The organism is Paenibacillus jiangxiensis, from assembly GCF_046098255.1.
GTDB lineage: Bacteria > Bacillota > Bacilli > Paenibacillales > Paenibacillaceae > Paenibacillus > Paenibacillus jiagnxiensis.
Map to the genome: position 1 here is coordinate 104,937 of NZ_JBJURI010000025.1, position 11,945 is coordinate 116,881.

Here is an 11,945-nt window from a genome sequence, read left to right on the forward strand (position 1 = left end):
TAGCCTCAATCTCCTCGGTTATAAACTAGCGGAAGCTCTTCCGCAATATCTTGCTCTACCTCGAACAGCACTTTCATATAAACTTTACCATTCTCTTTGTTCTCATGCAAAATTTTTTGCCCTAAAATTTTCGTTCCCTTCCCGTATTTCGCCAAAATATGGGCCTTTGCCCTTTCCAATCCCATCTCCTTGGCGGCTTGTTCAGACACCTCATGCCGCTGTTCGCGGGTCTCCATCACCCTTTCGGTCATCCAGCCGACAGGGAGCTTCAAAGAGCGCCAGGTCAAAGGATCATATTCGGTCACTGTATCCGATGTCGAATATGGTTCTTGACCGTAACCCCAGAACTGAATGGCCCGCCGCCCCAGCACAAGGTACAGCTTTTCCTTGCTCTCGCCGGTGTAGGCCGAGCTCTTCTGGAGCAGCGGGGTGGAAATTTCATATTCATGCCAAACGAGTCCCCGCACCTCACCTTTAGCCACAACCTGCTCCTGGTTTTGTTCATCCCCGAGCGTGCCGGAAATAAGAATATCGCCTCTTTTGACTCTTGTATTTTTTTGCACGACAGGTCTTCCCTGCTCGGCATAAATTTCGGTAATGACAGCATCCGCATTGCTGATCAGATGGCGCGGATTAAGCAGCGGCTTGGGTGCCGCCCTTGATGCTTCAACCACCTGAATCGTAATAACGGTCCCCTGCTTTTCCACTCCGATCCACGAAGCGTCCGGCAGCCTGCGCATCAGATTTTTAGCCAGCTTGTCCTGTCCGGGCAGCCGGAAGCTCCATTGAAAAGGATGGATCCCTTCCTCGCGGGCGGCCTGCAGCACTTCCTCCGTTGTCAGGCTCTCGTTGCCCTTTACCTGCACCGTCCATACCAGTGAGGACATCATATAGACCCCTATAAAAAATAGCAGGACACCTGCGGCAAAAAACTTCCGCCGTCCAAGACGCGCAAGCGTAAAGGGAAAACCCTCCCTGCGGGTGACATGCATCCGGCAGCCTGTCCGCCGCAGCAGCGGACGCAAGGAGAATACATCCGGAAGCAGGAGCTTCATTTCCGCCCGGCTCCCGCCCAGCGGTCTGACATCCCACACCGGAATGTTTCGCTCTGACAGCAGATTCACAAAGCTTTCCACTTGACCGCCTGTCACTTCTATAACGACCGTACCGCGCAGGCGGGATAAAGCCGGTTGTCTCAAAGCTCCTCCCCCGTTCTTTCAATGTGGACTGACGTAATCTCGCCCTCCACGCTGATTTCTTCAGGCAATATGCTCCTGATCACAAGACCGCTGCCTCCTATCCGAAGTCTCCCGCTGGAGAGGGCAAGCAGCAGCTCTTCCGGAGTAAAATTCAGGACACCCCGATGATTTTCGATATATAACTGTCTGCTGCCGATCAAAGTCAAGCGCGGCATATCAAATAGAATATCCTGGGGCAGGTCCAGCGCTTCACTGGTCCATTTGCGCAGCTTGCGGCTGATCCGGGTCATTCGGGTGAGTCCCCCTTCCTGTACTAAACAACTTATGCGTGATCCGTGTTAAATATGAAGCTGTATCCTGCATCATGACAGACAAAAAAAGATGGTGGTGTATCAAATGGCGCTTTCCCGGAATCCACCTTTTTCATCTTCTGAGACGCTCCGAGAACGAAGCATTCCTACAATCGCTGTTGACCCTTCGGGCCAAAGGCGAACGCTTCGCTTTTCCGGAATTGCTTCGTCCTCTCCGCTGCTCCGTGCATGGACCCACTTTATACGAATAGCAAATAGGCCAACCAGAAGTTCTGGCTGACCTATCCATATGAAAATGACCATAAGAAACAGTCTTATTCGATTTTGGTAATAAAACAGAAAACAGGTACTCCCCGTGTACTTGGCTTTTTACCCTTATGCCCCGATACATGAAAAGAAGAAATAGCGAGTATTGGTAGAAATCCGGCCACCTCTACTCGCTCTTTTAAATAAAAACGATTCTTTTGTAACTCGGGGTTGCTTTCTGTCGTCTAAAGCGCTTATAGGGCAACCCAGTCTTCCTGACAATATTGCTAGACGCCTTTTCTCCGGCGTCTCGCCTTGGGTGGGGACAAGATTTCAGACCAGATGATCCCGTTGCGGACATCGGCCGTCCGGAAGCGGGAACGCCCCTCGGTTCCCTGGTCATCCTCCCCGTATACAGCCATATCACCGCCGGAAATGCGGTCCAGTCTTTGCAATACCCGCTGCCGTTCCTCTTCCATGGTTCGGATTCTTCCTTCAAGCGTCGAGTCCGCGCCGGTATATTCCATGGACAATCCTTCTTCAAGATCATTCCCGGCCGCGTTCCTCACCGTTTCAGGAGCCGGCGCACTCTCAGCATATCCCCGCTCGCCGAAGTCCTTGTCCGGAACCGTATATTGCGGCTGCGGTTTGTCCCCGTCGTCCCGCTTTCTGCCTCTGCTCGGAAAACCTTCAGCAGGCCCCCCAAACGTCGGCATTCTGCCGCCGCCCCGTCTTTTATTTTCTTTGCCCGGACTTGTTTTTCCCAAAAACGACAAGAGGGCAAAAACGATGACGGCTACCAGATACAGGTGTTGCACTATCCATTCGATCATTCTGCATCACCGCTTTCCTACGGATTCCGCTCGTTAACCGCGCTCATTCGGATGGTTCTGTCCGGAGCTGTCATTCGGCTTGCCGAGCGACTCCCTCATCCGTGTATCGGCCTCAATGTTCTGCATATTGATATAGTCCATGACACCCAGATTGCCGCTGCGCAGCGCCTCCGCCATGGCAAGCGGCACCTGGGATTCGGATTCAACCACACGCGCGCGCATTTCAACCACACGCGCCTTCATTTCCTGCTCCTGCGCTACTGCCATGGCGCGGCGCTCTTCAGCCTTCGCCTGCGCAATCCGCTTATCCGCTTCCGCCTGCTCGGTCTGCAGGAAGGCGCCGATATTTTTGCCCACATCGACATCGGCGATATCAATGGATAAAATTTCAAACGCCGTTCCGGCATCAAGCCCCTTGGATAGCACAGTCTTGGAAATCGAATCGGGATTTTCAAGCACATCCTTATGCGAGTTACTGGAACCAACCGTGGTAACGATACCTTCGCCTACACGGGCGATAATCGTTTCTTCACCAGCTCCCCCGACCAGCCGGTCGATGTTCGCACGTACGGTAACACGCGCTTTAACCTTGACTTCAATACCGTCCTTGGCCACCGCGGCTACGGTTGGCGTCTCAATGACACGCGGGTTGACGCTCATCTGCACCGCCTGCAGCACATCACGTCCCGCCAGGTCGATAGCAGCGGCCCGTTCAAATTCCAGTGGGATGTTGGCTCGCTGGGCCGCAATCAGGGCATTCACGACCCGGTCGACATTACCACCGGCCAGAAAGTGACTTTCCAGTTGGTTTATCGTCAGACCAAGCCCTGCCTTGGTCGCTTTAATCAGCGGATTTACGATTCTGCTCGGCGTTACCCGGCGCAGGCGCATCGCAACAAGGGTGATGATTCCGATCCGCACCCCCGAGGCAAGCGCGGAAATCCACAGCATAACCGGGAAAAAGCTGAAAAATACGCTAAGCACAATGACTACGATGACGGCAATCAGCAAAACACCAACCAAACCTGAATTCATCAAGCTAATCAGCCTCCAATTTGTTTATTTCTCTAGGCGAGCTCTTTAACTACAACACGTCCGCCTTCCACCTTGATTACGGTGACAGGCTTGTTGCTCTCTATAAATCCTCCTTCTGTTACGACATCAACTCTTTCGCCTTCAATCAGAGCCGTGCCGGCCGGGCGAAGGGGGGTGAGGCTTATGCCCTGCATCCCCAGCAGCCGCTCCTTGTTCGACACCGAAGAATAACCCTTGTCTGCCGTCAGATTCTCTTTCAAAACAAACTTGTTCCAGACGCCCCGTTCCTTGAACGCAACGGCGACAATCGCGACCACGATGGCGGCAGCGGCAAAAGCGATGCCGAGCGACAGCAGGGCATTGGCCGTATCATAAGCGGCCCGGACCACACCGGCAACAAGGCTTACCGAGCCGAGCAGCCCGAGAATGCCAAAGCTCGGTACAAAGAGCTCCAGCGCAAGCAGCACCAGCCCGACAATAAACAGCACCCATGTCTCGTATCCGGCAAAACCTGCCACATAGTTTCCGAAGAAGTACAGCCCAAAGGCCAATATTCCAAGAATGCCCGGCACGCCGAAACCCGGTACGAGCAATTCAATAACGATGCCTGCAATACCGATAAACAGCAGCAGCACCTGCATCCAAGGGTGAGTCAAAAATTCGGCAAACTGTTCGGCCGGCGATTTGTCGACCTGAAACATGTCATGATTGGCGAATCCCATCCAGCTCGCCACTTCCTGTGGAGATGATGCAATACGGTCGGCATAACCTGTTTTCAGCGCCTCTTCGCTCGTAAGTGAAATAATTTGGCCTTTTTCCTTGACCTTACCGATTTCCGGCATGTTAACTTCCAAATTGACATCCACCATGCCTTCGGCAATGGAGGCGTTTCTTCCGCCTGCCTGAGCGGCTGAGGCCATAATGCTTTTCCAGGCCGCAACGCTTTTGGGATCGTCCACCGGCGTGCCCAATCTGTCAACCAGCGCCGCGGCTCCGATCATACTGCCTGGCGCCATGGCGATTTGGTCGGCATTCAGTGCAATGTACGCTCCTGCAGAAGCGGCGTTTCCGTTTATGTAAGCTACTGTAGGAATGCTGCTGCTTTTGATCAGCTCTCCGATTCTTTCCGCCGTGTCCACCCGTCCCCCTGGTGTGTTGATTTCCAGGATAATGAGGCCCGCCTTTGACTGCGCTGCTTCTCTGAAGCCGCGTTCCAGAATATTCTCCAGCCCGCGCTCTATTTCCTGATTGACCGGAATTACGAATACCGGCCCGATCCCTTCCGCTGCAGCCGCACTTGCCGTCCGGATTCCCCCGGGCAGCAGAACCAGTAAGAACAGCAGGAAAGCAAACAAAGCCTTCAAGCCTAACGCCGGTTTTTTTACATTCATCGTTCTCCCCCCTTCCGGCTATTATGTACATCTTACCAGAATTTAACTTGACCATTGGCCCTTGTTTTAAAAAAACAGCAGGCCAGCAATAATTTACATACGTCATAAACCTTACACAGGTTTCAAAACCTGACAATAACGGTCTAAATGCCCTGATACAAGAAAAAACACCCCCTGTTGACAGGGAGTGTCTGCTCTTTTTGTTTATTGCAGAAATTGCTGAACCGCTTGGTTCACGAGTTTTCCGTCCGCACGACCCTTTACCTTGGGCATCAAGGCCGCCATCACTTTCCCCATATCGGCTTTCGAAGAAGCACCGGTTTCCTGGATGGTCTGCTGTACAATAACTTTAATTTCTTCTTCGGTAAGCTGTGCGGGAAGGTACTGACTGAGAATCTCGATTTCCGCTCTGTTGCTTTCCGCAAGTTCATCGCGGCCTGCTTTTTCAAATTCTTGGAGGGCATCCTTGCGTTGTTTGATCTCACGACTCAGAATATCAAGCAATTCGTTGTCATCCAAATCCCGTTTCAATTCTATTTCAAGGTTTTTTATCGTAGAACGAACCATTCGAATGGTGGAGAGCTTGAACTTGTCCTTACTCTTCATCGCCTGCTTCATATCTTCGTTCAATCGTTCGCTCAAATTCATGATAGCTCAGATCCTCCTAGAACTTTCTCTTACGAGCAGCCTCGGACTTTTTCTTGCGCTTTACGCTTGGCTTTTCATAATGCTTGCGTTTCTTCACCTCAGCCAATACGCCATCCTTAGCGATGGAACGCTTAAAGCGACGAAGTGCAGCATCAATTGTCTCGTTTTTGCGAACTTTAGTTTCAGACACCAGTTTTCCCTCCCTCCGACCAGACCGTCCAAGAGCAACAACACGGTTCATCAACTTTCATTATAGGTGAAAGCTGAAGCGGGTGTCAACCTATGGGAAGAAAAGGGCTTCAGCGTGCCGCGTGGGAATCGGAAATCCCCGTCAAAGCACCCAGCTTGGCGCCGCCAAGCAGGTGGTAATGCAGGTGGTGAACCGCCTGGCCGCTGTCCGGACCGCAGTTATTGATGAGCCGGTAACCCGATTCGGACACGCCGAGCTGCTGCGCCGCCTTTTGCGCAGTACGATGGATTTCGGCGATCAGCGGGAGGTCCTCCTCTGTCACATCGTTCATGGATGCGATATGCTTTTTCGGGATAATCAGCACATGAACGGGTGCCGCGGGCTGAATATCATGAAATACGAGCATATCCTCCGTCTCCAGCACCTTCTTCGACGGGATGGAACCTTCTACAATTTTGCAAAACAGACAGTCCATTATGTATCCTCCTTCTTGAATCAACCATTATGTACTTTATCATACCGAAAAAGAGGATAAAATGACAGCAGGCCCGCCCCGTTCCGGGGTGCGGGCTGCTGATGAGGTCGATGCTCAATAATAAGGAAGCAAACCAATAGCCGTCAGCGCAGCAAGCGGCAGGATGAGCCTGTTGAAACGGCGTCTGCCATAAAAAGGGTAACCGAATCCATAGCCGTATCCGTAGCCTGGAAACGCGCCTGGGTAGCCAAAGAAAGGATAACCGAAGGCTCGCGTTTCTCCGCAACCGCAGTCAGGGTAAGGCAGATTGGCTTCCGGCCGAACATGGGTTGGATGGGGCATATTCGCATGATACTGCACATTGGCGGTATGCGGCATATTTGCCTGATATTGCGCATTGGCGGTATGCGGCATATTTGCTTGATACTGCACATTGGCGTGGTGCGGCATATTGGCGTTCGCTTCGCCGATCGGAACAGCCATATAAATATTTTCATCGTCCACATGCTCGACAATGCCGTCATACGTCGATCCGTCCTTTGTCCATACGCACACATAACGGTGCATATGCTTCATACAGACCTCCTTCGTTTCCTTTGCTTCCTTCTTTTCGTTTGGGGCAATAGTTTCCATCTTCCGTACCTCCTTAGACTTGCAGGAAAGTTCACATCCCACTTTGCAATATCCTATTCAGATCTGGGCGTTTTGCCACTATGCCCACAAATCTCCCGGAAAACAAAAAAAGGCCATCCCCGCGTCGCTCAATCCGAGCTCCGCGCGCGGCAGCGGCGCCGGGCACGACTCCCGGCCCCGCTGCCACAGCAGGGATGACTGTCAATAATATGTCGGCTTGGCTGTATTATAACAGCGTGATGAAACTGTATCTGTGATACAGATCACCTGCTCCCGCTGCTTCCATTCTCCAGTTACAGCGTTTCGAGCACGACCCGCGAGCCGCCTCCCGCCTGCTCGGCGGGCAGCACGACCAGCTTGCGCGGCAATCTGGCCCGCAGCTCCGGCACGTGGCTGATGACGCCGACCGACAGCTGATCATGATGAAGCTTCTCCAGGGAGGTGATCACCGTATCCAGCAGCTCGGGATCCAGCGTGCCGAAGCCTTCGTCCAGGAAAAAGAACTGGAGCGGATATTGGCCGCGCAGCTGAATCTGCGCAGACAGGGCCAAGGCCAGCGACAGGGAGGTAAGGAAGGTTTCGCCGCCGGACAGAGTGGATACCGGCCGCTTGATGCCTCCGTTGGCATCGTCGCTGATGACAAAGCCGCCGCCAGAATCCACTTCGAGGGCATAGCGCTGCTTCGTCAGGAAGCGCAGCCTGCGCGAAGCCGACTGGCTGACCTGAATAAGCTGCTCCTCCGCGACATACTCGACAAAAGCGTTGCCCCGCAGGCAGGACTGCAGCTTGGACAGCTTCTCCGCTTCACGCTGCAGATGCCCGCGCCGCTGCTCGATCTCCATCCAGCGGACATGGCGCTGCTGCAAATCCTCCATGTCGCGCTCCGCCTTGGCCTTGTTCCTGAGCGCCTCCTCATCCTGTTCACGGCTTTCCCGCAAACGGATCAGGCAGGCATTCCACTCCTCGGAGGACCAGCTGGTTCCCGCAAGCCGTTCCTCCAGATGGCGTAAATGAGCAGCAACCTCTTTCTCACGTTCGCGATGGCCGTTAACCTCCGCTTCCAGCCGGGCTGCCTGCTCCGGCGGGATGCTGCTCTCCAGCACTTCAGCTTCATTGCCAAATGGCGAAGCATCAAGCTGGGAAAGCCAGCGCGCTTCGGCAGCCACCTTGCGCTCCGCCGCGGAATCCGCAGCCTGGCGGGCCATGACGGAGGTCTTGACGGTTTCATGCTTGCGCTCCTCGGCTTCCTTGCGCAGCCGGCTGCAGGCGTCCGCCTGCGACTTCAGCTGCGCAAGCCTGCTTCTCGCTTCGCCCAGCAGCTGCTGGGCACTGCCTGCGCCGATCCAGGCGTGCAGCCGCTCCGTTTTCTCGCGCAGCAGCGCGTCCTTGCCCTCCAGCTCGGCTCGGCGTGCAATGATAAGCTTGTCCGCTTCGACGACGGCCTGTTCGCTGAGTTGCACGCTGCGTGCCTTCTCCTCCAGGAAGGTCACGCTGGTCTCCAGCCGCGCCCGGATCTCGTCGGCGCGCATATCGCGCTCCTGCATGGCGCGATACCGCTCCTCCGCGCTGTCCGGCTCCACGCCGGGCAGCTCGCGCTCCCAGCCGCTGCGCAGCTCCTGCGTGCGCGCAGCGGTGCTCTTGCGCTTGCGCTGTGCCTGCGCAAGCGATGCGGCGGCGGCCTCGTGCTCCGCGGCCGCCCGGATGCGCCGCTGCTGCAGCCCGGCCTCCGCCTCCCGCAGGGCGGAGGCTTGCTCGCGCAGCGGCCCGGCGGCCGCGGCCAGCTTCGCCGCCGCGCGTTCGAGCGCGCCGCAGCGGGCGGCCCAGGCCGCGAGGTCGCTCGCCGCGTGCGCAGCGGCCGGCGGCTCCTGCACGGCCGCCTCCGCGCCCGCGGCGCTTTCGGCCTGCGGCAGGGCGGCTTCGCCGCCGGCAGGCTGCAGCTGCGCCACGAGGCTGCGCCGCTCGTGCAGCTGCTGGCGCAGCTCCAGCCGCAGATCCTGCAGGCCGGCACGCAGCCGCTGCAGGCCCTCGGCGGCGGTGTGGCCGCCGCCGCCCGCGGCCGCTTCCGCCGGCGCAGGGTGATGCAGCGAGCCGCAGACCGGACAGGGTTCGCCGTCATGCAGCTCAGCGGCCAGATCCTGCGCCAGCCGGCGCAGCTCACCGGCCCGGATATCGCTGCGCAGCGTCTCCTCCGCCGCAGCAAGCGCCATCAGCTCGCGGGCGCAGTCCGCCTCCAAGCGCACCAGTTCGCCAGCCTGCTGTATCGCCGCCTGGAACACACCGGCACGGGTGGCTTCCGCCTGCCGGACTTCCGCTTCCGTCCGCGCCTGCTCTTCCGCCGCACCGCGCACGCGCAGCTCCTGGGCGGCAGCCTCTTCCTCGGCTTCCCCCAGCTGCTCCGCCGCCACCTTCAGCTGCTGCAGCCGCTGCATCGCTTCCTGCAGCAAACGCCGCTCCTCGGCCTTCACCTCGGACTGCTTGAGCTGCTCCTGCAGCTCCTTCTGCCGGTTCAGCCCGCGGCTGTGCAGCTCCCGTTCCTTCTGCAGCTCCTGCTCATGACGCTTGCGGTCCGTCTCGGCTTCGGCAAGCCGAGCGGCAAGCTGATCGCGGCCTGTCTGCAGCGCATCCGTCTCCTTCTGCAGCTCCAGCGCCTGCTCAAGCTGGTCGATCCGCAGCAGCAGACGCGGCTCCTCGGCGGCCAGCTCCCGGCCTGCCTGCTCGTCCGCCAGCACGGCCTGCTCCGCCTTCTCTTCCGCCTCGCGGGCCAGCACAGCCGCGGCGGCGGCAGAGGATTCACGTGCGGCCGCTTCCGCGGAAGCCTGTTTCCAGTCCTCCAACACAGGCTGCAGAGCCCAGGCTGCGGCAGACTGCTTCAGCTTCTTCTCAAGCGCAGCCATTTCATGCTCGCGGACGGCCAGCTCCCGCAGCTCCTCCGTTCTGCGCTGCCGCTCCAGCTCGAGGTCGCGGACCTTCGACAAGGCCTCCGCCTCACGCGATACCGCCTCCAGCTGAACTCGTGAGGATTGCGCATGCTCCACCGCCAGCCGCAGCCGCAGCTCCGCCTCCTTCAGGGCATCTTCACTTGCGTTGCCCAGCCCCTGCTGCTCCGCCTCCAGCGATTTTAAGGACGCATCATTGTCCTTGACTCTGCGGCTTAGCTTCTGCGCCAGCTGGTCGCCGTACTTTTCCAGATGGAACAGCCGCTGCAGCATCTGCCGACGCTCGCTTCCCTTCAAGGACAGGAACTCGGCGAATTTCCCCTGGGGCAGCACTACAGCCCTCGTGAAATCATCCATTTTCAGGCCGATGATGTCCTCGACACAGCGTGTCACGTCTGCCAGCTTGTCCGCCATCACCTGTTCGCCCTCATCCGTAATCACCACAAAACGGCTGAGCGAATTGCTGACTGACACGCCCGAGGTCCGTTTGAATCTGCGTTCCACCCGGTATCGCATTGGTCCCTGCGCCGACATCAGCTCAAATGTAAATGCGACGGATAATGTATCTTCCGCATGATTCATAATGCCCTGGGTGCCGCCCGCGGCACGCTCCACCTTGCCGTAAAGCGCCAGCGTAATGGCGTCCAGCAGCGTCGATTTCCCGCTCCCGGTCGGCCCGAAAATGCCGAACAGCCCCGTTTCCGTCAGCTCCTCGAAGCGGATTTCCTGCTGCTCCCTGTAGCTTTGCAGCCCAGCCACCTTCAGCGATATCGGTTTCATGACACATGCTCCTCCATTCCGTCATTCTCCCCGTCTTCCTCGACAAGCTCCAAGAAGAGCTGTACAAGCCCGTCATCCGGCTCGGCCCCGCCGGTCTGGCGCTGGTAAAAGGAGCGGAACAGCTCGTGCAGCGGTATTTCGGAGCGCTGCTGCTCCAGCTCGGCGGCGGCCATTTCCGGGTACACGGGTCTGATATGTACTATCCCGTCACGGCTTTTGCGCAATCGCTGGATTTCTCCGATCGACATGGCCTCGGTCAGCGTAATTTCCAGGTCTATGAACGCATCCGCATCCAGCCCGTCGTCCAGCCAGCGGTACACTTCCTCCAGCCCTCCTCTGGCACGCCAGCGCACCAGCGGGCGTCCGCTGTTGAGATGCAGCTCCTCAATATGTACAGGCTGGCCTGGCGCCGCTTCAATCAGCGTAACAGACTTGGCCTGCCCCGCCTCGGAGAAGCTATATGCAAGCGGCGAACCGCTGTAACGCAGGATTCCTTCCCCTTTCACATACTGGGGCCGGTGCAGATGTCCCAAAGCGGTATACTGCGCCCCAACGGCAAGTGCCGAAGGATCGACCGTGTAGGCTCCGCCTACCTGAATGGGCCGTTCTGAATCGGTTTCCAGGCCTCCCAGCACATAGATATGGCTCATCGCCAGATTGACCGTATCCGCACGAAAGGAAGCGGCCAGCTGTGTCATCAGCCTGGCCACTCGCCGGCTGTACGCCTCGCGGAGCACACCTTCGTCCCCGTCCTCGCTGAGCAGTTCGTTCAGGCGCGCCTCCGAAGGATAGGGAAGCGCAGCGATGACCGCCGTCTCCCCTGTTCTTGGCGCGGTAATTCGCACCGCCTCCGGGCTGGGCAGCCCCAGCAGCCTGATGCCTTGCTGACGGACGAGAGGGGTGACGGACGATACCCGTTCCGGCTGGTCATGGTTGCCTGCAATCGCAACGAACTGCCTTCCTCCTTCAGCCAGCCGTGCGGCGGCCTCATAAAACAGCTGCTCCGCCGCCGCAGGCGGATTGACCGTATCATAGACGTCGCCTGCCATCAGGATTAGATCCGCCTGCTGGTCCTCAGCCATGCGCACAAGCTCCTCGAGAAAGGCTTCCTGTTCCTTCAGCCTGCTGCGGCCTTCAAGCGTCCTGCCCAGATGCCAGTCACCCGTATGAAGAATCCTCATCTCTCTTCCTCCTTGTATGTTAAGAGCATCTCCTGATTTGGGGTTGCTCTTTTCCTTTTGCTCTTTGAAAAATGAATAAGTTGAAAT

General features: G+C 57.3%; 11 protein-coding genes. All 11 read right to left on the reverse strand.

The annotated features are described in order from the left end of the window. Positions 1 to 5: 5 nt before the first annotated feature. The 11 genes from yqfD to ACI1P2_RS22360 all read right to left on the reverse strand — a co-directional run bounded on the left by yqfD (position 6) and on the right by ACI1P2_RS22360 (position 11,858). Positions 6 to 1,199 carry a sporulation protein YqfD gene (yqfD, locus tag ACI1P2_RS22310; RefSeq protein WP_355322767.1) on the reverse strand — a complete coding sequence of 398 codons (1,194 nt, stop codon included), beginning with the start codon at positions 1,197 to 1,199 and terminating at the stop codon, positions 6 to 8. Beyond that, positions 1,196 to 1,489 (reverse strand): sporulation protein YqfC, encoded by a 294-nt coding sequence (gene yqfC / locus ACI1P2_RS22315; RefSeq protein ID WP_355322769.1) that lies wholly within the window; start codon positions 1,487 to 1,489, stop codon positions 1,196 to 1,198. Before yqfC ends, yqfD begins: the two co-directional genes overlap by 4 nt. A 554-nt stretch (positions 1,490 to 2,043) precedes the next feature. Continuing rightward, a complete protein-coding gene (locus ACI1P2_RS22320; RefSeq protein WP_355322771.1) occupies positions 2,044 to 2,589 on the reverse strand; it encodes a hypothetical protein in 546 nt (181 codons plus the stop codon). Between the two features lie 33 nt (positions 2,590 to 2,622). Beyond that, positions 2,623 to 3,627, reverse strand: coding sequence for a flotillin-like protein FloA (gene floA / locus ACI1P2_RS22325; protein ID WP_355322773.1), 1,005 nt, complete (start codon positions 3,625 to 3,627; stop codon positions 2,623 to 2,625). 29 nt (positions 3,628 to 3,656) lie between these two features. Then, positions 3,657 to 5,015 carry an NfeD family protein gene (locus tag ACI1P2_RS22330; RefSeq protein WP_355322775.1) on the reverse strand — a complete coding sequence of 453 codons (1,359 nt, stop codon included), beginning with the start codon at positions 5,013 to 5,015 and terminating at the stop codon, positions 3,657 to 3,659. A 204-nt stretch (positions 5,016 to 5,219) separates the two neighbouring features. Beyond that, on the reverse strand, positions 5,220 to 5,663 hold the full coding sequence (locus ACI1P2_RS22335) for a GatB/YqeY domain-containing protein (RefSeq protein ID WP_355322777.1): 444 nt from the start codon (positions 5,661 to 5,663) through the stop codon (positions 5,220 to 5,222). 16 nt (positions 5,664 to 5,679) lie between these two features. Continuing rightward, complete coding sequence (gene rpsU / locus ACI1P2_RS22340) at positions 5,680 to 5,853, reverse strand: 30S ribosomal protein S21 (protein ID WP_005547957.1); 174 nt, start codon at positions 5,851 to 5,853, stop codon at positions 5,680 to 5,682. 109 nt (positions 5,854 to 5,962) lie between these two features. Continuing rightward, on the reverse strand, positions 5,963 to 6,328 hold the full coding sequence (locus ACI1P2_RS22345; RefSeq protein ID WP_355322789.1) for a histidine triad nucleotide-binding protein: 366 nt from the start codon (positions 6,326 to 6,328) through the stop codon (positions 5,963 to 5,965). Between the two features lie 114 nt (positions 6,329 to 6,442). Further along, positions 6,443 to 6,961 (reverse strand): hypothetical protein, encoded by a 519-nt coding sequence (locus tag ACI1P2_RS22350; RefSeq protein WP_355322791.1) that lies wholly within the window; start codon positions 6,959 to 6,961, stop codon positions 6,443 to 6,445. A 293-nt stretch (positions 6,962 to 7,254) separates the two neighbouring features. Next, positions 7,255 to 10,677 carry an SMC family ATPase gene (locus ACI1P2_RS22355; RefSeq protein ID WP_355322793.1) on the reverse strand — a complete coding sequence of 1,141 codons (3,423 nt, stop codon included), beginning with the start codon at positions 10,675 to 10,677 and terminating at the stop codon, positions 7,255 to 7,257. Continuing rightward, positions 10,674 to 11,858: an exonuclease SbcCD subunit D gene (locus ACI1P2_RS22360; RefSeq protein WP_355322795.1), complete on the reverse strand. Its 1,185-nt coding sequence runs from the start codon at positions 11,856 to 11,858 to the stop codon at positions 10,674 to 10,676. The genes ACI1P2_RS22355 and ACI1P2_RS22360 overlap by 4 nt, the downstream gene beginning before the upstream one ends. Between the last annotated feature and the right edge of the window lie 87 nt (positions 11,859 to 11,945).

What these genes read in the sequence shown, in the direction of transcription:
- ACI1P2_RS22360 (WP_355322795.1), bottom strand. Translation starts at nt 11,858, where the DNA reads ATGAGGATTCTTCATACGGGTGACTGGCATCTGGGCAGGACGCTTGAA.
- ACI1P2_RS22345 (WP_355322789.1), bottom strand. Translation starts at nt 6,328, where the DNA reads ATGGACTGTCTGTTTTGCAAAATTGTAGAAGGTTCCATCCCGTCGAAG.
- ACI1P2_RS22330 (WP_355322775.1), bottom strand. Translation starts at nt 5,015, where the DNA reads ATGAATGTAAAAAAACCGGCGTTAGGCTTGAAGGCTTTGTTTGCTTTC.
- yqfC (WP_355322769.1), bottom strand. Translation starts at nt 1,489, where the DNA reads ATGACCCGGATCAGCCGCAAGCTGCGCAAATGGACCAGTGAAGCGCTG.
- ACI1P2_RS22335 (WP_355322777.1), bottom strand. Translation starts at nt 5,663, where the DNA reads ATGAATTTGAGCGAACGATTGAACGAAGATATGAAGCAGGCGATGAAG.
- ACI1P2_RS22320 (WP_355322771.1), bottom strand. Translation starts at nt 2,589, where the DNA reads ATGATCGAATGGATAGTGCAACACCTGTATCTGGTAGCCGTCATCGTT.
- ACI1P2_RS22355 (WP_355322793.1), bottom strand. Translation starts at nt 10,677, where the DNA reads ATGAAACCGATATCGCTGAAGGTGGCTGGGCTGCAAAGCTACAGGGAG.
- ACI1P2_RS22350 (WP_355322791.1), bottom strand. Translation starts at nt 6,961, where the DNA reads ATGGAAACTATTGCCCCAAACGAAAAGAAGGAAGCAAAGGAAACGAAG.